The organism is Micromonospora sp. NPDC048905, from assembly GCF_040649655.1.
Taxonomy (GTDB): domain Bacteria; phylum Actinomycetota; class Actinomycetes; order Mycobacteriales; family Micromonosporaceae; genus Micromonospora.
The window spans coordinates 87,748-107,080 of sequence record NZ_JBEZFV010000014.1 but is presented as its reverse complement, the minus strand read 5'-3'; the positions used below and the strand labels follow the sequence as shown (position 1 = coordinate 107,080).

General features: G+C 70.4%; 15 protein-coding genes. 12 read left to right on the top strand and 3 right to left on the bottom strand.

The window, feature by feature from the left end; genetic code table 11:
- Positions 1–73: 73 nt before the first annotated feature.
- From AB0C01_RS28605 to AB0C01_RS28590, 4 genes are all read left to right on the top strand, one after another.
- Positions 74–382, top strand: coding sequence for a helix-turn-helix domain-containing protein (locus AB0C01_RS28605; RefSeq protein WP_357572597.1), 309 nt, complete (start codon positions 74–76; stop codon positions 380–382).
- Positions 379–1,275: a PhzF family phenazine biosynthesis protein gene (locus AB0C01_RS28600; RefSeq protein ID WP_357572596.1), complete on the top strand. Its 897-nt coding sequence runs from the start codon at positions 379–381 to the stop codon at positions 1,273–1,275. Before AB0C01_RS28605 ends, AB0C01_RS28600 begins: the two co-directional genes overlap by 4 nt.
- A 534-nt stretch (positions 1,276–1,809) precedes the next feature.
- Positions 1,810–2,916, top strand: a complete 1,107-nt coding sequence (locus tag AB0C01_RS28595) for a hypothetical protein (protein WP_357572595.1) — start codon at positions 1,810–1,812, stop codon at positions 2,914–2,916.
- Between the two features lie 221 nt (positions 2,917–3,137).
- Complete coding sequence (locus AB0C01_RS28590; protein WP_357572594.1) at positions 3,138–4,646, top strand: cellulose binding domain-containing protein; 1,509 nt, start codon at positions 3,138–3,140, stop codon at positions 4,644–4,646.
- 61 nt (positions 4,647–4,707) lie between these two features.
- On the opposite strand, the gene AB0C01_RS28585 is transcribed toward AB0C01_RS28590, so the two are convergent.
- The gene (locus AB0C01_RS28585; RefSeq protein ID WP_357572593.1) at positions 4,708–7,176 is read right to left on the bottom strand and encodes a helix-turn-helix domain-containing protein; all 2,469 of its coding nucleotides are present in this window, start codon (positions 7,174–7,176) and stop codon (positions 4,708–4,710) included.
- Between the two features lie 328 nt (positions 7,177–7,504).
- Between AB0C01_RS28585 and AB0C01_RS28580 the strand changes: the two genes are divergently transcribed.
- From AB0C01_RS28580 to AB0C01_RS28570, 3 genes are all read left to right on the top strand, one after another.
- The gene (locus tag AB0C01_RS28580) at positions 7,505–8,365 is read left to right on the top strand and encodes a class I SAM-dependent methyltransferase (RefSeq protein ID WP_357572592.1); all 861 of its coding nucleotides are present in this window, start codon (positions 7,505–7,507) and stop codon (positions 8,363–8,365) included.
- A gap of 181 nt (positions 8,366–8,546) precedes the next feature.
- Complete coding sequence (locus AB0C01_RS28575; protein WP_357572591.1) at positions 8,547–8,876, top strand: hypothetical protein; 330 nt, start codon at positions 8,547–8,549, stop codon at positions 8,874–8,876.
- Between the two features lie 199 nt (positions 8,877–9,075).
- Positions 9,076–9,498 (top strand): hypothetical protein, encoded by a 423-nt coding sequence (locus AB0C01_RS28570; RefSeq protein ID WP_357254181.1) that lies wholly within the window; start codon positions 9,076–9,078, stop codon positions 9,496–9,498.
- A 54-nt stretch (positions 9,499–9,552) separates the two neighbouring features.
- On the opposite strand, the gene metH is transcribed toward AB0C01_RS28570, so the two are convergent.
- Positions 9,553–13,068, bottom strand: coding sequence for a methionine synthase (metH, locus tag AB0C01_RS28565; RefSeq protein WP_357254179.1), 3,516 nt, complete (start codon positions 13,066–13,068; stop codon positions 9,553–9,555).
- Positions 13,069–13,330: 262 nt separating this feature from the next.
- On the opposite strand from metH, the gene AB0C01_RS28560 reads away from it, so the two are divergent.
- The 5 genes from AB0C01_RS28560 to AB0C01_RS28540 all read left to right on the top strand — a co-directional run bounded on the left by AB0C01_RS28560 (position 13,331) and on the right by AB0C01_RS28540 (position 17,820).
- Positions 13,331–14,200, top strand: coding sequence for a PAC2 family protein (locus AB0C01_RS28560; protein ID WP_357254177.1), 870 nt, complete (start codon positions 13,331–13,333; stop codon positions 14,198–14,200).
- 121 nt (positions 14,201–14,321) lie between these two features.
- On the top strand, positions 14,322–15,113 hold the full coding sequence (locus AB0C01_RS28555; RefSeq protein ID WP_357572613.1) for a GntR family transcriptional regulator: 792 nt from the start codon (positions 14,322–14,324) through the stop codon (positions 15,111–15,113).
- Positions 15,114–15,330: 217 nt separating this feature from the next.
- The gene (locus AB0C01_RS28550; RefSeq protein WP_357572590.1) at positions 15,331–16,065 is read left to right on the top strand and encodes a hypothetical protein; all 735 of its coding nucleotides are present in this window, start codon (positions 15,331–15,333) and stop codon (positions 16,063–16,065) included.
- Complete coding sequence (locus AB0C01_RS28545; protein ID WP_357254171.1) at positions 16,062–16,394, top strand: transcriptional regulator; 333 nt, start codon at positions 16,062–16,064, stop codon at positions 16,392–16,394. Before AB0C01_RS28550 ends, AB0C01_RS28545 begins: the two co-directional genes overlap by 4 nt.
- A 220-nt stretch (positions 16,395–16,614) precedes the next feature.
- On the top strand, positions 16,615–17,820 hold the full coding sequence (locus tag AB0C01_RS28540; protein WP_357572589.1) for an acetylhydrolase: 1,206 nt from the start codon (positions 16,615–16,617) through the stop codon (positions 17,818–17,820).
- Between the two features lie 216 nt (positions 17,821–18,036).
- Here the strand turns inward: AB0C01_RS28540 and mshC are convergent, their stop codons facing one another.
- A complete protein-coding gene (gene mshC / locus AB0C01_RS28535; RefSeq protein ID WP_357254167.1) occupies positions 18,037–19,275 on the bottom strand; it encodes a cysteine--1-D-myo-inosityl 2-amino-2-deoxy-alpha-D-glucopyranoside ligase in 1,239 nt (412 codons plus the stop codon).
- Positions 19,276–19,333 lie beyond the last annotated feature (58 nt).

Below are 19,333 nucleotides of genomic sequence, written 5' to 3'. Positions count from 1 at the left end.
GAAGTGGGACGAGCCAATGGCAGTGCCGAGACCGGGAACCCCGGTTCGTGGGTCGAACACCGGGCGCCCCTTGATGGCGGCACTCGACCTCTTCGGACGTCGATGGAGCCTGCGCATCGTCTGGGAGTTGCAGCGCGGCGCACTCGGCTTCCGCGCACTGCAGCACCACTGCGACAACATGTCGTCAAGCGTCCTGCGGCAGCGGCTGACCGAGCTGATCGAGGCACGCCTCGTCACGCAGGAACCGGACGCCGCCTATGCCCTCACCCAGCTCGGACAGGGCGCCTACCGCGCCCTGCGTCCCCTCGTGCGCTGGTCGGACGACTGGGCCGGCGCCCTCGCCGACGGCGACCCGGCCACCGAGGAGGAAACCCCGACATGACCGAAAGCAACGGCAACGACGTGACGATCGTCGACGCCTGCACTCGCCGCCGGGAAGGTGGCAGCCCCACCGCCGTGCTGATCGATGACAGCACGCTCAGCGACAGCAGTCGGCGCGCGATCGTCCGGCGCGCCGGCACCTCGCACGCGGCGTTCGTCGACGCCGACGCGGAAACCACGCCCACGGTACGGTTCTTCACCGCACACGGTGAGCTCACCAACTGCGGGCACGGCACAATCGCCGCCCAGGCGTTCCTGCTGCACCGTCGCCGGATCCGGGAACATCGCGTACGTCAGCGGACCGGTGGCCGCACCTTCGACACCACCGCGATCCAGCGCGACGACGGCATTGAGGTCTGGTTCGACCAGGGCACGGTGGAGCTTCAGGGCGGCACAGCCGCAGGACTCGACAGCATCCTCGGTGCACTGGGCATCACATCGAACGACATGGCCTCCGACGACGCCCCGTGCGTCGCCTCACCGGGAACGCCACGCCTGCTGGTACCGGTCAGAACGCTGCCGACCCTGCTCGCGATGCGCCCTGACCTGCGCCGACTCGCCGCCGACTGCCGTCGTCTCGGCTATCTCGGCTGCTTCGTCTACCTGCTCTCCCCAACCCGCAGGGCGGCGTCCGCGCGCATGTTCGCGCCGGCGATCGGAGTCGGCGAGGACGTCGTCAACGCCAACAGCACCGGATGCCTCGCCGCGCATCTGTTCGCGACCCACGGCCACCGCAGCATCGACGTCGAGCAAGGACACACCGCAGGTCGCCCCTCGTCGGTCTTCGCCACCGCAACCGCCACCACGGAAGGCATTTCCGTCCGGGTCGGCGGAATGGCCACCATCCGATCCGGAGGGGTGGACCATCGAGTGAGTCCGATGAGTTTCGGGTGACGGCGAGAACCCTCCACCACCCGTCGTCGCCTGTGCGACATCCGAAAGACGTAGCCGGCGAGGAAGGTCGCCTGCTGGTCTGCTTCCAGTTCGGCTCGCAACGCCACGATGAGTTCCCGCAGATCGGGATTCAAGGGAGGCGTTGTGTTGATGCCTCTACCAGTCAGGGTCCGCGACCCGCCGTCGTACAGGAGGCGCGGCTATCCACACATCTTTCGTCGGTCCCTCTTGCCTGAGCCATGCCCGCACGGAAGGGTTCCGGAAGTGATCCCCCCAGAACTCGGCGCGTTGTCCCCGACGGAGCAGCGACTGTGGGACGCCTTTCCGCGTGGCACGCGGGTAGTGCTGACCGGTGACACTCCTCGCACGTTACGCGCCACGGTGATCCGGTCTTTGCTCCTCGGCGCTCGTGAAGCCGAACCAGGCCACCGCGCGGCGCTGCACCTGTGTGGCGCCGACGTAGTTGGCTGCCTCGACCTCGCCCAAGCCGAGATCGAGCCTGCGATCGACCTCATCGGCTGCACATTCGATGCGGTGCCGTTGCTGTCATTCGCGCGCCTCCGCGGCGTGTCCTTCGAGGGCAGCACACTGCCGGGTCTCGACGCGTTCGCGGCGACTGTCCAGGGCACCCTCAGCTTCGTGAAATGCACCTTCACCGGCGCGCTCGTCGTCTACGGCCTGCACGTCAGCGGTGACCTGGACCTCGACTGGGCACGACTGGCCGCCGACCGGCGTCCGGAGGAACTCTTCGGCGACCGGACGGCCGCAGTGTTCGGCGACGCGGTCCACGTGGGCCGGCATCTCTATCTGCAGGGCACCGCCGCCACCGGCAATGTTGAACTGGCCGGCATGCGCGTCGGGGGCACAATGCACGGCCACCAAGGGCTGCGGGTCGACGGCGAACTTCGGCTGCGCCGTGCCGAGGTGTCGGGAGAAATCAACCTGACCGACGCGGTCCTGATGAACCCCGGTGGCGTGGCCCTCGGCGCGTGGGGCCTGCGGGCCGGGCAGTTGTCCCTGCTGCCTGAGCGCATCGACGGCGCGGTAGACCTACGGCACGCCCGAGTCGACGTGCTCCGCGACGACCCGGACCGCTGGCCAGCCCAGCTACTGCTGGACGGCGCCACGTACACCGCGCTGGAACCGGCCGGCACAACTGGAGAACGGCTGAACTGGCTGGACCGGGATCCGGCCGGATACCGGCCGCAGCCGTACGAACACCTGGCCAGGTTCCTTCGGCAGATCGGGCACGAGGCCGACGCGCGCACCGTACTGCTGGTCAGGCAGCGACGCCGCCGGCGGCAACTGTCCCCGGCAGGCGCGGCGTGGGGCCTGCTGCAGGACGGATTGGTCGGATACGGCTACCGCCCGACGTGGGCGGCGCTGTGGCTGCTCGTGCTCACCGCGCTCGGTACCACCATCTTCAGCCTGAACCCGCCGGCGAGTGGGGCAGGCGGCACGGCTTTCAACCCACTCGTCTACACCCTGGACCTGCTCATCCCAATCGTCAACTTCGGGCAGGAACGCGCGTTCGGCATCGGCGGGCGGGCGCAATGGCTGGCGTACGTCCTGACGGCGATGGGCTGGATCCTGTTCACCGCAGTGGCCGGAGCCCTGACGCGTACCTTCAACCGCTCGTAGACGAACCGCGTGAGAGTCTGCGCCTTTCAACAGACCGAGCCCACCTGAGGATGCACAAACCCAGCACATCAGCCGCGACCAGCCCGAGCACCGATCCGTGCACGCCGAGCACGCTGTGGGAGGCAGACCATTGACGGCTGCCCGGCAGGACCGCCGGCATGTTGACTCCTGCCGGGCGTCCTGCCTGTCTACCGGCAGCGGACGTTGCTTGACTCAGCGGCATGACATCACTTCGGAAAGCGATCACCCGTACGGTGGTCGTCGGGGCACTGGTCGGCGCGACGTCGCTCACCGGTCCCACCTCCGTGTACGCGGAGTCCGGCCAACCGGGGGCCGCCGGGGCCGCCACGTCCCTCCTGGACATCATCCCGGCACAGACCCTGGACGAGATGGTCGCCCAGGCCCCACTTGTCGACGCGGCCAATGTCATCCGCACCGCTGTGGAACGCTCGCCGGCACGCGGTTACGCGGGCATCGGCCTGGTCGACGACCACGTCACCGTGTGGTGGAAGGGTGCGCCGCCCGCCGACATCGCCGCAGCCGTCACCGCCGCCCGCCGCACCGCGCCGGTCGAGGTGGCCAACGCCACCTACTCCCGCGCCGAACTGCGCAAGGCGGCCGCCAAACTCACCCCGGTGGTGGAGGGCGACCCGACGGACGCCAGTCACTCGGTCAGGCTGCGCACCGACGGCAGCGGCATCGAGATCGCCGTTGACCACACCCCGGTCGCCAAGCTGCCGAAGCTACCGGTCACCGGCGTCCCTACCAGCATCGTCGAACGCGACCAGATGGTCGAACGGTCGCGGGCCAACGATGCCGCGCCGTTCGACGGCGGGGCGAGCATCGGGGTCACCGTACCCTGGTGCACCGCAGGCTTCGGCGTACGCGACGCGGACACCAACGCCGGTTACCTCCTCACCGCCGAACACTGCGGTGCCATCGGCTCACCCTGGCACGTCGGCTTGTCCACCGGCACCGGCACTCTGGTCGGCTATGCGGTCGACAGCAATGACGACCACGACACGATGATCATTTCGACGTCGACGCCCGGCGGCCACCTCTACGTCGGCGGTCAGCAGGACGAAGTCCGCGCCCAGGTGATCAGGTGGACCGAGGTCTTCCCCGGCCAACTGCTGTGCCAGTCCGGCAACACCACCGCGGGTGCGATCGGCGGTCCGGTCTGCAACCTGCGGGTCGACTTCCACTACGACGACATCGAGGACCTCGTCGAGGCCACCCAGCTCGACGGCGAGGAGGCCGCACGGGGCGGCGACAGTGGCGGCCCGGTCTACTCCGTCAACGCCGACGGCACCGTGCTCGCCGCCGGCACCACCACCCGGTCTCTGGGCGTGGGCTTCGGCTTCCAGGACTTCGCCACCGCCCGCGACGACTACGGCAACATCGTGCCGGCGACGACGATCGCCAGCACCTGCCGGGTCTCCTTCGTCGTCACCAACTCGTGGGGCACCGGCTACAGCGCCAGCGTCACCGTCTACAACGACGGCCCGGCCGCCAACGGCTGGTCGCTGGGCTTCGCCTTCCCGGGTGGACAACTCGTCCAGGGCCACTGGAACGGCATCTTCCAGCAGACCGGCTCGGCGGTGACCGTCACCAACGAGAACCACAACGCCAGCATCCCGACCGGCGGCGCCGTCAACTTCGGCTTCACCGCGAACGGCTCTCCCGCCACCCCGGTGCCGTTCACCCTCAACGGCACCACCTGCAACTGACCCCTGTCCGTGCACACCGGGCCCCGCCGCACCGTCGGCGGGGCCCGGTCCGTCTTTGGGATCAGGACTCGGCCAGTTCGCGTCGCAGGGTGGCGCGCAGGGTCCGCACCTCCGGGGCGTCCAGTTCGCCGCACCGGTCGAGCGCCCGCTGGCGCAGCAGGCGGACGTCGGCGGCCCGGCCCGGGGCCGAGCCGGCCAGCGCCGCGAGCGCGGACAGGGTCTGCGCCTCCCACCACGGGCAGCACAGCGCGGCATACAGGGCCAAGGCCGCCCGCAGCGCCTCGGCCGCCGGGTCGACCTCGCCCAACGCCTGAAGCGCGAGCCCGTAGCGATGGATGGCGATGGCCTCGCTGAACGTCGCGCCGCACCTGTTGAACACCCGCCGGGCGCGGGCGTACTCGTCAGCGGCGCTGCGCCAACGGCCCATCCCGGCCAGATCCGCGCCGAGACTCATCATCGCGCCGGCCCGGGCCACCGCCGCGCCGGTAGGGCTGAGACCGTTGCCCCGGACGTAGAACGCCAACACGTCTCGGTGCAACTCGGCCGCCTCGGCGAACCGGCCGAGCGCGGCCAGCGCTCCGCCCAGCGCGCTCGCCGCGCTGTGCTCGCCGAGGGCGTACCCGATCTCGCGGAACAGGCCCACGGCCCGGCGGCAGTGGTCGACGGCCCACCCGCCGCGGCCGATCCGAATGAAGATCGCGGCGGTGTAGGTAAGCGCCCACGCCTCCTCCCGGCGGTCCCCGATCCGCCGGGCCAGTTCCAGCGCCCGGGACAGGGCGTCCAGGCCGTCGGTGTTGCGGTCCCGGCAGAAGTAGCGGGCCCAGCCCAGGAAGTTCAGCAGTACGGCCTCGTCGCGGGGGCTACCGGCGGCCCGCGCCGCGGCAACTCCCAGCGAGAAGATCTCGTCCCAGGAATGCCGGTGACTGTTGGCGTCCGAGTACCAGTGCAGAGCCCTGGTGACCGCGACCACGTCGACGTGCCGACCGCGCCGGGCCGCGTCGCGCAGCGCCGCCAGCCAGTTGCCGGACTCCCGATCCAGCCAGGACGCCGCCTCCCGGTCGTCGTCGAACGGGGAGTCGCCCCGACAGGCGACCGGTTCGAACATCAAGCCCGCCTGCCGGGTACGCCGCAGCAGCCAGCCGACCATCTGGTCGTGCGCCGCCGTCCGGCCGGCCTGTGGTTCCTCGGCGTCGAGGCGTTCCTGGGCGTAGAGCCGGACCAGGTCGTGGAACTGGTACCGGTCCCCCATGCTCAGGAGGACACCGGCCTCGACCAGCTCCTCCAGAGCCGCCGCCGCGGTCTCCTCGTCGGTGCCGGCCACGGCGGCGACCAGCGCGGGTTCGAAGTCGGTCCCGGGAATCAGCGAGGTCCGCCGGAACACCCGCGCGGCCATCGGGTCCAGTTGCCGGTAGGAGACCTCGAACGCGGACCGGACACCCAGGTCTCCAGCGGTCAGCACGGTCAGCCGCCGACGCTGGTCGTGGAGCAGGTCCACCAGCCAACCGACCGACCATTGTGGTCGGCTGGCGAGGCGGTTGCCGGCGATCCGGACGGCCAGCGGCAGCCGGCCGCAGAGTTTGACGACCTGGTCGGCCGCGGCCGGCTCGGCGGCGATCCGGTGGGCACCGACGATCGCCGCGAGCAACAGTCGACCGGCAGCCGGGGCGAGCAGGTCGAGCGGCAGGCGGACCGCACCGGCAAGACCCGTCAGTGGACGCCGGCAGGTGACCAGCGCCAGGCATCCCCGCCCGGCCGGCAGCAGCGGACGTACCTGTGCCTCGCTCGCGGCGTTGTCCAGGACCACCAGCAGCTGCCGGTCCCGGGTGAGGGTGCGGAACAGACCACCCCGCTCGGCCGGCGACACCGGCACCCGGCTGTCCGGCACCCCGAGCGACCGCAGCAGCCCGGCCAGCGCCTCGGCCGAGTCGACCGGGCCGTCCGGCGAGGCGCCCTGCAGGTCGACGAAGAGCTGTCCGCCGGCGAAGGCCGGGCTGAGTCGATGCCCGGCGGCGACGGCGAGGCTGGTCTTGCCGATCCCCGGCGGCCCGTGCAGCACCACCACCGAGGCGGCGTCCGGCCGCTCCGCGGTGACGTCCGCGGCCAACGCCGCAAGCCGTTCCAGGATCTCCGCCCGGCCGGCCAGGTCCGGCACGGCGGCGGGCAGTTCCCCGGGTACGACCACCGCCGGGCGCTCGTGGGGCACCGGCGAGCGATCGTGCGGCACCTCCGCGCGGTCGTCCGACACCACGACGCGGTCGTCCGGCACCGGCGTTCGGTCGTGCGGCTGCCGCTCGACCCGGGCCAGGGCGACGAAACGGTCGCGGTCCGCCCCGGCCAGCCGCAGGGCATCGGCGAGCAGCACCACCGTCCGTCGTTGCGGGCTGCGCACCCGGCCGCGCTCCATCTCCCGGATGCCGCGGACACTGGAACCGGCCGCCTCGGCAAGCTCCTCCTGGGTCAGCCGCCGCTCCAAGCGGAGGGTTTTGAGGAGGCCCCCGAACTGGTCACGTCGCACCTGACTCTTGGGCATGATCCCCCAACCACCCAACGCCCACAGTTACGTAACGTGCGTTGATGCTTGCACGTGCGTGACGAGTTACGGACCACTGTGCACCGAGTGTGAGTATCGCCATGACGAATCCTCGACAAGTCACCGGAATCCAGGGTGCGATCGGCCGGCCATGTTTCACGCCAACGGATCTCCCGAGTCAGGGCGCATAGCAATTCCGATCTCAGCCGTCCAACCCTGGTCGGTCCGGAACGTTGGTGCCCGGATTTCCTGGTCCGGCGGCCTGTCAGACGACCTCAGGAGTTGGTCACGGCCGGTGCGGTGCTCGCGCCGGCACTATCGTGACCCGATGACGACCGACAGGTGGGCACAGTGGTTGTTGACGCGCCGAGACGGCGGAAGCGCCACCCTGCGCGCCCGACACGCCCCAGACCTGGCGTGGTTCCGCGACGGCGTCCTCGACCGAGCCGATCTGAAACCCGATGACGTCCTCCTCGACGTCGGATGCGGAACCGGCTTAATCGGCTTTGGCGCGCTCGACCGTCTCGGCCCGGACGGCCGCGTCATCTTCAGCGACGTGTCGCAGGACCTGCTCGACCAGTGCCGGCGGATCGCCGACGGCGATGAGCGGTGCAGCTTCGTACAATCGCCGGCCGAGGACCTTGCCGGCGTTGCGGACGCCTCCGTCGACGTCGTCACCACCCGGTCAGTACTCATCTACTCCGACCGCAAAGCCAGCGCGTTCGCGGAGTTCTTCCGAGTGCTGCGGCCAGGCGGAAGGCTCTCCCTCTTCGAGCCCATCAACCGCTTCCAGCTGCAACACCGCCCCGACGAACTGTTCGGCTCGGGCGGCTCCCCCGTCGACGACCTGGTCGCCAAGGTCTGCGACGTGTACCGGGGACGCATACAACCGATGGTCGACTTCGACGAGCGCGACCTCATGACCTGGGCAGAGACTTCGGGCTTCGAGGCGGTCGAGCTGGACTACCGCGCCCAGCTCGACGTACCCGCCGAGCCGATCAACGACTGGGACGCGCTCAAGCGGGTCGCCCCCAACCCCCTGGTCCCGACGTATGGCGAAGCCATCGCCGCCGCGCTGACCAACGACGAGCGCGAGCGCCTCGACGCACACATGGCTGCCCTGGCAGCTGCCAGGACGCCTACCCGCCGCACTGATGCCATAGCGTTCCTCCGCGCGCTGCGGCCCTGAGGTCCAGGTGCAGGATTATCCGCTCCGGCTCGCCGGTTTGGCTGCCGGTCGCGCCGCGCAGCCTCGCCCGGCGCTGGCTCGCCCTTTCTCGTCGCCCCCATCCCTGCCAGCTCCTACATCGCGCGGGAGACGGCCTTCACCGATCTCGCACTTCGACAGACAGAGCGGGCACCATGGCCCGATGCGACTACTGACGGCAGATGAGTTCACCGCCACGATTGGGACACCGCCAACACCAGTCGACGTCGATGAGCCGCCTCCCTTCGACTTCTGGCCCTACTACGACGCCATCCCCCATGACCACTTCGCCGACCACGACTTCAGCCGGGAGGAGGTGACGAACGTCTGGCACATGCCCGACGGCATCTACCAGCACGTCCTCATCGCGTCCGGAACCCCGAACGTGTACATGGCGCTCGTGCTCGACCTCCGAGCAGCCTCAGTGCTCGGCCACCATCTGCTCGACCTCAACGAGCTCTACGGGCTCAGCCAGCCGCCCGCGACACCTTGACAAACAATAAGAGCGTCCACACCGCCGGCAGCCGGCTGGCCGGTCTTGGGCCTGCGTGACCCTCCACCGAGTGTTGGTGGCGGCGCCCCGGTCCTTACCGAGATTCCCGGCACCACTCCGCAGGCGGTCGCCCGGTTCAAGGTCCACACCACCACGAACCCGTTAAGGTGCACTCTCAGCCCGTCGGCAGAGGACACACATGGACAACCGAACCGACCCGGTCTTGATCATCGCCGGGGTGTCAGAGCGCGACGGTAAGCAACGCGCCTTGGAGGTATGGCTCTACAAAGCCACCAAGGAAGGCTGGTCCCTGACGGTGCAGTCGACCTCGGTGGACGAGCCAGGTGACGAGTGCGCAGTCGTACACATCGAAGGCCTGAAGTATCGCATCCGCCACGCGAAGCGCGTCCGGCAGCACGTCACCATCGTGCCGGCAGGGCAACACCTGATCGATGCGGCCGTCAACCTGTGCATGGGCGAACTAAACGGCATCACGCACACCTGGGAGTTCGGCCACGCGGCTTGGGCCGAGCCTATCGTCGAGGACGAGCCGGGTGCGGAGGCTACGGCCTTCGCTACGGACCAGGCCGCCGAGGGCGACCCGGACGCCCCTGCGGCATGATCATGGCCCAAGGGTCCTCGGGACGACGTAAATGCAGGTCAGCGACGTTGCCGGTCACTTGGCGTTGAAGTAGCTGGCCTCCGGGTGGTGGACCACGATCGCGTCGGTGGCCTGCTCCGGCATCAACTGGAACTCCTCGGACAACTCCACACCGATCCGCTCCGACCCGAGCAGGTCCACGATCTTCGCCCGCTCCTCCAGATCGGGGCAGGCCGGGTAGCCGAACGCGTACCGGCAGCCCCGGTAGTCGTTGCGCAGGAGCCCCGCCAGGTCCGCCGGGTCGTCGGAGGTCAGCGGACGGCCGTCGGGCAGCGTCAACTCGGACCGGATGCGCCGGTGCCAGTACTCGGCGAGCGCCTCGGTGAGCTGCACGGACAGCCCGTGCACCTCCAGGTAGTCGCGGTACTCGTTGCGGGCGAACAGCTTCGCCGCGTACTCGCTGACCGGCTGACCCACGGTGACCAGTTGCAGCGCGACCACGTCGAGCTGGTCGCCCTTGGGCTTGAAGAAGTCCGCCAGGCAGAGTCGACGCTCCTGGCGCTGCCGGGGGAACGAGAACCGGGCGCGCTCCGCGTGCCCGTTCTCGTCGAGCACCACCAGGTCGTTGCCCTCGGAGTACGCGGGGAAGTAGCCGTACACCACGGCTGCCTCAAGGACCTGGTCGGCGATCAGCCGGTCCAGCCAGTACCGCAGGCGCGGCCGACCCTCGGTCTCCACCAACTCCTCGTAGGACGGACCGTTGCCGCCGCGGGCGCCGTTCAACCCCCACTGCCCGCGGAAGGTGGCCCGCTCGTCGAGCAGCGCCGCGTACTCGGCCATCGGCACGCCCTTGACCACCCGCGTGCCGAAGAACGGCGGGGTGGGCACGACCACGTCGGCGGCCACGTCGGAGCGGGTCGAGGAGTCGTGCAGCTCGGGCAGGGACTCGGTCACCATGGACCGTTGCCGTTCCCGGCGGGCCCGCCGCGCCGCGAGGGCCGCCTCCCGCTCCGGGTCGATGACCGGTGCCCCGCCGCGCTTGGCGGTCATCACCTTGTCCATCAGGGACAGCCCCTCGAAGGCGTCCCGCGCGTAGTGCACCTGCCCGGGGAACATCGCCCGCAGGTCGTCCTCGACGTACGCGCGGGTCAAGGCCGCGCCGCCCAGCAGGACGGGCCAACGCTCCGCGACCCCGCGCGTGGCCATCTCGGCCAGGTTTTCCTTCATGATGACGGTGCTCTTGACCAGCAGCCCGGACATGCCGATCGCGTCGGCGCGGTGCTGCTCGGCGGCGTCCAGGATGGCGTTGATCGGCTGCTTGATGCCGATGTTGACGACCTCGTAGCCGTTGTTGGACAGGATGATGTCGACCAGGTTCTTGCCGATGTCGTGCACGTCGCCGCGCACGGTGGCGAGCACGATGCGACCCTTGCCGCCGTCCTCGATGGTCTCCATGTGCGGCTCCAGGTACGCCACGGCGGTCTTCATCACCTCGGCGGACTGGAGCACGAACGGCAGCTGCATCTGGCCGGAGCCGAACAGCTCACCGACCACCTTCATGCCGTCCAGCAGGATGTCGTTGATGATCGACAGTGGGGACCGGCCGCCGGCCATCGCCTCGTCCAGGTCGGCCTCCAGGCCGTTACGCTCACCGTCGATGATCCGCCGCTTGAGCCGCTCGTCCAACGGCAGCGCCGCCAACTCCTGCGCCCGGCTCGCCCGGGCACTCGTCACGTCGACGCCCTCGAAGAGCTCCAGGAAGCGCTGCAACGGGTCGTACCCCTCGCGGCGCCGGTCGTAGACCATGTCCAGGGCGACCTCGCGCTGCTCGTCGGGGATCTTCGACATCGGCAGGATCTTGCTGGCGTGCACGATCGCCGACGTCAGACCGGCCTGCACGCACTCGTGCAGGAACACCGAGTTGAGCACCTGCCGGGCCGCCGGGTTGAGCCCGAACGAGATGTTCGAGATGCCGAGGGTGAAGTTGATCCCCGCGTAACGCCCGGCGATTTGCCGGATCGCCTCGATGGTCTCCAGACCGTCGCGGCGGGTCTCCTCCTGCCCGGTGGCGATCGGGAAGGTCAGCGTGTCGATGAGGATGTCGGACAGGTCCATCCCCCACCGGCCGGTCAGGTCGTCGATGGTGCGCGAGGCGATGCGGACCTTGTCCGCCGCGGTGCGCGCCTGCCCCTCCTCGTCGATGCACATCACCACCACGGCGGCACCGTGCTCCCGGATCACCGGCATCACCCGCCCGTAGCGGGACTCCGGACCGTCGCCGTCCTCGAAATTCACCGAGTTGACCACGCACCGGCCGCCGAGCATCTCCAGCCCGGCCTCGATCACCGCCGGCTCCGTGGAGTCCAACATGATCGGCAGGGTCGACGCCGTGGCGAACCGGCCGGCCAACTCGCGCATGTCCTGCGTGCCGTCGCGGCCGACGTAGTCCACGCACAGGTCGAGCAGGTGTGAGCCGTCGCGGGCCTGACTGCGGGCGATCTCCACGCAGGCGCGCCAGTCGCCGGCGAGCATCGACTCCCGGAACGCCTTCGAGCCGTTGGCGTTGGTCCGCTCCCCCACCATCAGCACCGACGCGTCCTGGGCGAACGGCACCGGGTGGTAGACCGACGAGACCCCGGCCTCGTGCCGGGGCTCCCGGGGCGGGGCGGAGACGCCGTGCAGCCGCTCGGCCAGCACGCGGATGTGCTCCGGGGTGGTGCCGCAGCAGCCGCCGATCAGCCCCACGCCGTACTCGTTGATGAACCGCTCCAGGGCCTCGGCCAGCTCCACGGGAGTCAACGGGAAGTACGCCCCGTCGGCGGTCAGCACCGGCAGGCCGGCGTTCGGCATCACCGACAGCGGGATGCGGGAGTGCTGCGACAGGTAGCGCAGGTGCTCGCTCATCTCGGCCGGGCCGGTCGAGCAGTTGAGCCCGATCAGGTCCACGCCGAGCGGCTCGATCGCCGCCAGGGCCGCACCGATCTCACTGCCGACAAGCATCGTGCCGGTGGTCTCCACGGCCACGTGACAGATGATCGGTACCGACTGGCCCAGCTCGGCCATCGCCCGCTTGGACCCGACCACGGCGGCCTTGACCTGGAGCAGATCCTGGCAGGTCTCGATGATCAGCGCATCCGCGCCACCGACGATCAGACCGGCGGCGTTCTCCTGGTACGCGTCGCGCAGGGTCGCGTAGGGGGCGTGCCCGAGGGTGGGGAGCTTGGTGCCCGGCCCGATCGAGCCGAGCACGAAGCGGGGCCGCTGCGGAGTGCTGGCCGCGTCGGCGGCCTCCCGCGCGATCCGGGCGCCCGCCTCGGACAGCTCACGAATGCGTTGCGGGATGTCGTACTCGGCGAGGTTGGCGAGGTTGGCGCCGAAGGTGTTGGTCTCCACGCAGTCCGCGCCGGCCGCCAGGTAGGCGTCGTGCACCCCACGCACCACGTCCGGTCGGGTGACGTTGAGGATCTCGTTGCACCCTTCGAGGCCGTCGAAGTCGTCGAGCGTGAGGTCCGCGGCCTGCAGCATCGTGCCCATCGCCCCGTCGGCGATGAGAATCCGGTCGGCCAGCACATCCATCAACGAAGTCCGCACCCGTCCAGGTTAGTGCGGCGTCCGCCCCGCCCACTGGCCGTCAACGGGCGATCCCACATTGTGTCAGCGGGATCACGCTGTCCGGTCCGTTCCTGTCTGACCGGGCCTGGAAGCGGCCGACCGGCGCGGCCGACAGGCCGTACCTCCGCCCGGGACGTAGGCTGACGGACGTGAAGGACAACAGCGACGCCGCCGTGCCCCACGGTCTGACGACCGGGCGCCATCCCGGCGCCGGCCGCGACGAGCAGGGTGAGGTGACGGCGTGACCGAGTTCGACGGACTGCCGGTGCTGCGGTCCCCGGTGGCCATCGCCGCGTTCGAGGGCTGGAATGACGCCGCCGACGCGTCCACCGCCGCCGTCGAACACCTCGAGCAGGTCTGGAACGCCCGGCAGATCGCCGAGTTGGATCCGGAGGACTTCTACGACTTCCAGGTCAGCCGGCCCACCATCACCATGGCCGACGGGGAGACCCGCCGGGTGGAGTGGCCGACGACCCGGTTCATGGTGGCCAGCCCGGAGGGCACCGACCGTGACGTGGTGCTGATCCGCGGCATCGAGCCGAGCATGCGCTGGCGGACGTTCTGCGAGCAGGTGCTGGAGATCTGCCACAGCCTCGAGGTGGAACGGGTGGTGCTGCTCGGGGCGCTGCTGGCCGATGTTCCGTACACCCGGCCGCTGCCGATCAGCGGCAGCGCGTCCGACGCGCAGGCCGCCGAGCGCTACCAGCTCACCCCCACCCGCTACGACGGGCCGACCGGGATCGTCGGCGTGCTGCACGACGCCTGCACCCGCGCCGACGTGGATGCCGTCTCGTTCTGGGTGCACGTGCCGCACTACGCCAACAACCCGCCGTGCCCCAAGGCCACCCTCGCCCTGCTGCACCGGGTGGAGGAGGTCGTCGACCTGCCCGTGCCGATGGCCGACCTGGCCGAGGAGTCCGCCGAGTGGGAGCAGCGGGTGCGGAGCGCCGCCGAGCAGGATGCCGAGCTCGGCGAGTACGTCCGCGAGCTGGAGGAACGGGTCGGCGACGAGGGCATCACCCCGCTGACCGGTGACGAGATCGCCCAGGAGTTCGAGAAGTACCTGCGTCGTCGGGGCGGTTCGGCCGGCCCCACCGCCGGCTCCTGGTAACACTGCTCGCTGCGGGCCCTCGGACCTTTGTGGTCCGGGGGTCCGTTTTCGCGTGTCCGGGGTGGCGCCGTCACACCCTCTACGGCATCCTAGGAACCTAGATGTGATCAAGGAGGTGGGTGTGCAGATCAACCCCGGGGCCGCCGAGTTCCCGCACCGACAGATCGCCGCGCAGCTCAAGGCCCAGGTCCGCCGCGGCGACTGGGGGCCCGGCGAGCGGCTGCCGTCCATCCCGGCCATCGCCGAGATGTTCGGCGTCGCCAAGCAGACCGTGCAACGCGCCGTCGACCAGCTGCGGGTCGAGGGCATCCTGATCACCAAACCCGGCTCCGGTACGTACGTCCGGGGCACCCGCCGCCGACTCAACCGGCTCTCCCGAGGCCGGTACGGCGGCTTCCGCGGCTACCACACCGACCTGGCCGCCCGATACCGTCAACAACTCGTCTCCGTCGGGCACGCCCCCGCCCCCGCCGAGGTGGCCGACGCCTTCGGCGTGTCGGACGGCACCAGCCTGCTCTGCCGTCGGCACCTCGTCCGCACCGACGACTCCCCCGTCGAGGTGGGCGCCTCCTGGTTCCTGCCCCGCGACACCGCCGGCACCTCGCTGGAGCGCACCGAGGCGTTCGGCCGCCCGCTCTACCAGGAGGCCGAGGAAGCCACCGGGCGGCGGTACGTCTCGGCCACCGACACGATCAGCGCCCGCCAGCCCAGCCGGGAGGAGGCCGAGACCCTCCAGATCCGGCCGGACACCCCGGTGCTGCACCTGCTGCACGTCGCGTACGACGCGCACCGCAAGCCGATCGAGGTGGCGCAGGCCACCTGGCCCGGCCCGATGACCACCCTGACCGAGGAGTACAAGATTCCTGCCCCCACCCCCGACCCGGAACCCGACCCAGGCCTGGTCCTGGGCTAGGTTCCGGCTCGCCGCTCAGGTCCGCCGGGCATGGCGCGTAGCCAGTCCAGCGCCACGACGCGGTCGCGGGCGACTCGGTAGTCGGTGGCCACCCCGCCTGTTGAACCCGCGTTCCACCTGGCTTGCGTTCGCAGTAAGCGGCGCGGTCACAGTCGGCACCCCGGAAACGCGGTCACGCTCTCTTGCGCGGATAGGTCTGTAATGCAAAGCTGACTGCATGACATACGAGTCTGCTCCTCAGGCGGACGGGCCTCACGAGCTGTTGGCGGCCGTGCGCGACCTGACACACCAGGTCCGTGTCGCCCAGCGCGGCACCTGGTTTCCACTGCTGGTCTTCGCGGTGATCACCCTGGTCGCGATACCCGTCTACCGGTACGCCCCCTACCTCGACCTGTTCGGCACCTGCCAATCCCGCCCGCAGCACACGGCCTGCATGGCTCCCAACCCCGCACAGCTCGGGTACTGGACGGTCGCGCTGGTGCTCGCCTACGCGGCGATCGCAGGCTTCTACGTCAGACAGTCCCGACGGCGTGGCGTGGGCACCCCGATCCGCCCCTACGTCGTCGTCGGCGTCACGTTGGCCGTTCTGATGGCAGCCGTGTCGATCTGGCTGACGTTCCACCCGCTCATTTCCGTCCCCGCCGACCCCTTCTCCACCGACCCCGTCGAGATCGAGGTCGGGCCGGCGGCGTGGCTCGTCAATGGGCTGGCCAGTCCCATAGCGGTCATCGCGTTGGCGCTGCTGGTGCTCGCGTGGGTCGAACGCAACTGGGCGCTGCTGGCGTACAGCCTCGCCTACCTGGCGATCGTGATGGTGCAGGGCGGCCAGGTCATCCATTCGACCTCGCCGTGGTTCTTCCTGCCGTACCTGCTCGTCCCGGCGGCGCTGCTGCTGCTCGGCAGTGCCGCCTTCGCTCTGATCCGGCCGACCGCTGAGGTTCCGGGGCGATGACCGACCATCCCACCAACGGCCTCGACGACGTGGTCCACCAGCGCGTCCGACTGGGCATCCTGGCCATCGCGCACCAGGCCCGCCAGGTCGAGTTCGGCTTCCTGCGCACCACCCTGCAGCTGACCGCGGGAAACCTCGGGCAGCACCTGACCGTCCTGGAGAAGGCCGAGCTGATTGAGGTCGAGAAGGGCTACGAGGGCAAGCGCCCGCGCACCTGGGTGACTCTCACCGCCGCCGGTCAGGCAGCCCTGCGCGATGAGATCACCCATCTCAAGCAACTCATCCAGCAGGTCGAACAAGCGGAGACGGCGCCGACCGCCGACCGGTGACCTGACGGCCAGCCGACGTGCGCGGACCGGATCCGGTGCCGCACGGGGGTCCGTCCCGCCCAGCCACGGGCAGCCCCGGCGTCTCCACCATCGGGGCACCGATGTCTTCACCATCGAAGAGCGCTGACGCCGTTGCAACTACACCCTCGGTGTATACACTGCGATTATATCGATGGCCGGAGCACTCCGTTGCGGCGTCGAGCAACCCAGGGGAGGATCAATGCCAACCGTGAAACCTGGTGGTGCGCGGGGGATCACGCGCCGTGGCCTTGTCGGAGCCGCGCTGGCGGTCGGGGCCGGCGTACCGATGGGCATCGCCGGTCGCGCCACTGCGGCAACCGCCGATTCGGGCCCGGTCCGGCTCACTCTCCCCCGGCCGACCGGGCCGTACCGCGTGGGAACGGTGTCGCTGCACCTGGTCGACCGTTCGCAGCCGGATCCGCTGGCCGGCCCGGGCCGGTACCGGGAGCTGATGGTCAGCGTCTGGTACCCCGCCCGGGACGTGCGCCGGTTCCCGCGTGCGCCCTGGATGACCCCCGCCTCGATGCGCATGCTGCTGGACTCCGCCGGGTTCGACCCCGACGCCGTGCTGGCGCCGTTGACGGCCGGGCACGAGGGTGCACCCGTACGGCATTCGGGCCGGCGGTTGCCGGTGGTGCTGTACTCGCACGGCTCGGGCAGCCACCGTTCGGACACCACCATCGTGGTGCAGGAACTCGCCAGCCACGGCTATGCGGTGGTCACGGTGGACCACACGTACGACGGGGTCAGCGAGTTCCCCGACGGTCGGGTCACAGTCCAGGAGGACGACTTCGACTCGACCCCGTGGACCTACACCCGCGACGTTCGATTCGTCCTCGACCAGATCGCCGACCTCGCCGCCGGGCGCAACCCCGACGTGGACCACACTCCGCTGCCGGCCGGGCTGGGCGCCGCCCTCGACCTGAGCCGGATCGGCATGTTCGGCTGGTCGAAGGGCGGTACCGCGACGGCCCTGACCATGGGCACCGACCGGCGGATCCGGGCGGGGCTGAGCCTGGACGGCCCGATGGTGTCGCAGCCGCTGCCCACCGCCGACCTGTACCGGCCGTTCATGCTGATGACGGCCGAGTACAACCGGGCCGCGGAGCCCGCCGTCGCCGAGTTCTTCACCCACCTACGCGGATGGCGACTCAACGTCCAGGCCGCCGAAGCGGTCCACTCGTCCTACGGCGACAACCAGTGGCTCCTACCGCAACTGGCGCGGCTCATCGGGATGAGCGACGAGGAACTCGTGCGCTTGATCGGCAATCTCGACCCCGCCCGCGCGGTCCGCATCGGGCAGGCGTACCCGCTGGCGTTCTTCGACCTGCACCTACGGCACCGGGGCGGCCACCTCCTGAGCGGCCCGAGCCGGTCCTTCCCGGAGGTGACGTTCATTCCGTAGCCCGGCCGTCCGGGCCCGCCCCCGGACCGGTCCTGGGCTGAGCCGCTTGATCGACCCGGCACGCGGCCGTCCGCCCGGAGGCCGGTGCCCCGCCGATCATGGAGTTGTGGTGCCTCGCAAAAGGTGCGTGGCATCGCGTTTCGGGCACCACAAGTCCATGATCGCCGCGGGTGGGGGGTGGGGTGGGGTGGGGTGGGGTGGGGAGGGTGGGGTGGGCTAGAGGCGGATGCCCAGGAGGGCGTCCACCGTCTTCGCGAAGAGGGCCGGGGCGTCCGCGTCGTCGGCGGCGCCCGCCAGGGTCGCGTCGGCCCAGCGGTCGGCTGCGGCCAGGGCTCCCGGGGTGTCCAGGTCGTCGGCGAGGCGCTCGCGTACCCCGGCCAGCAGCTCGGCCCCGGACGGCCCGGCGGGCGCGGCGGCGGCCCGCCGCCAGCGGTCCAGGCGCTCCTGCGCGGCCGTGAGCAGCTCGTCGGTCCAGGTGCGGTCGCTGCGGTAGTGCCCGGAGATCAACGCCAGCCGGATCGCCATCGGGTCCACCCTGTCGGCGCGCAGCCGGGACACGAAGACCAGGTTGCCGCGGGACTTGGACATCTTCTCGCCGTCCAGACCGATCATCCCGGCGTGCACGTAGTGCTCGGCGAACGGCGCCTGACCGGTGAGCCGCTCGGCGTGCGCGGCGGACGCCTCGTGGTGCGGGAACAGCAGGTCGTTGCCGCCGCCCTGCACGTCGATCCGGTCACCGAGCAGGTTGAGCGCGATGACCGCGCACTCGATGTGCCAACCGGGGCGGCCCGGCCCCAGGTCGCCGCCCGGCCAGGACGGCTCGCCCTCGCGGGCGCCGCGCCACAGCAGCGGGTCCAGGGGGTCGCGCTTGCCGGCCCGGTCGGGGTCGCCGCCGCGCTCCGGGAAGATCTCCAGCATCTGCTCGCGGGTCAGGTTGGACTCGTAGCCGAACCGGCCGGTGGCGGAGATGTCGAAGTAGACGTCGCCGGTGCCGTCGTCGAGCCGGTACGCGGCGCCGTCCTTGACCAGCACCTCGACCTTGTCGGCGATGTCCGGGATCGACTCGACCGCGCCCACGTAGTGCGCCGGCGGGATGATCCGCAGCGCCTCCATGTCCTCGCGGAACAGCGCCGTCTCGCGCATCGCCAGGACCACCCAGTCCTCGCCGTCGCGGGCGGCGCGTTCCAGCAGCGGGTCGTCGATGTCGGTGACGTTCTGCACGTAGCGCACCGGACGGCCGGCGTCGCGCCACATCCGCTGCACGAGGTCGAACGTGATCATGGTGGCGGCGTGACCGAGGTGCGTGGCGTCGTACGGGGTGATGCCGCAGACGTACATGCTGCCCGCGTCCGCCGGCTCGCTCGGGTGGACACCCTGCCGCGCCGAGTCGTACAACGCCAGTGGCTCGCCCCTGCCCGGCAGCCGTGGCACCTCGTGTCCCGCCCAAGACTCCATGGGATCAGCCTAGCCAGCCCGGCGACGCCGCCGGAGCGCCCCACGGGTGATCAAGATG